The sequence below is a fragment of the Nocardia sp. NPDC059228 genome, from assembly GCF_042754245.1.
Classification (GTDB): domain Bacteria; phylum Actinomycetota; class Actinomycetes; order Mycobacteriales; family Mycobacteriaceae; genus Nocardia.
In genome coordinates, this window is record NZ_JBHZAL010000168.1 from 1 (window position 1) to 1,095 (window position 1,095).

Genomic DNA, 1,095 nt, shown 5'->3' on the forward strand with positions numbered 1-1,095 from the left:
GCCTATGCCCGCGTGATGGGTACTCCCGACGAGGAATGCAGGCCGGCCGATGGCGATGGACTGACGGTGAAGCCATCAAAGGCTCGGCGAGTGCGCCTGACGGCCAGTTGGAATAACTCCTCGTTCACAGACCAGGCGCACCATCCCGTCTGGAATCAGGGGTCATTCATCATTTGGGACGACTACCGGCTGACGCTGATTGACGGTCGGACGGGCAAGAGGCAGATAGGCGGGATCAGGACTTTCGCACCGCATGTACCCCCAGCCGGAGACCAGGCTCTCTTCCTCCCTGCCGTACCTGATCGCTTGAAGGCGCTGAACCTGCCGACTCTCAGACCTCGCTGGGAAGTCCGGCTGCGTGTCGACCCTGCGACGATGGCCTTCGTTGAGGGTGTGCTGTATGCGCCTGGTCAAGATGGGGGGCTCTTTGCCCTTGACCCCCGGAGCGGGGCCCAGCGCTGGCCAACCCTTCTCCCGGGGCAGCCGATTCTCACCCAAGCACGCATTGCAGCGTGCAGTCTGATCGTCCTTGCGGGGCCTCCCGCCGGTCGAGGCAGCGGCACTCAGCAACCGAAGGGCTGTGTCCTGGCCCTGGACCCGAGCGACGGAGAGCAGCGCTGGGTCCACGAACCGCGGGGCTCGCTTTTGCCGCACTGGGCGGCTTCAGACCAGATGCTCTACTTCTTGGAGGAGGACGAATCGGTCCAGCACTTGGTAGCCGTCCATCCCACAAGTGGCGAAGAGTCCAGACGATGGAAACTGACCCACGGCGCAGCCTTTCCGCCTGTCGCATCGAGTTCAGCGGGTCACGTGCTGGATCGTTCTGGCATTCTTCAGACGTACGGTTCCGTACCTCGTCGGCGCCGTTGGGGCTATAGAACCAGGCAACGCACGCCCCTCGCCCCGGTTGTCGCAAGAGACCTTGTGCTCGTGGTGAGCGCGCCGCACGTGCTCACGGCCCTTGACGCAGCAACTGGTGCCGAAAGGTGGTGCTTCGAGGGACGCGGAGATTTCACGACGGCACCCATCGTGGTTGAGGACGTTGTGTACGTGGCCCACCGTGGTGGGCGACTTATTGCGCTCGATTTGGGCACG

The 1,095-nt window shown here is 63.6% G+C and carries 1 protein-coding gene; it reads left to right on the forward strand.

All coding sequences use genetic code 11. The annotated features are described in order from the left end of the window. Positions 1–15: 15 nt before the first annotated feature. A partial coding sequence (locus ACFXKA_RS43230) for a PQQ-binding-like beta-propeller repeat protein (RefSeq protein WP_379431947.1) occupies positions 16–1,095 on the forward strand: 1,080 nt, incomplete at its 3' end.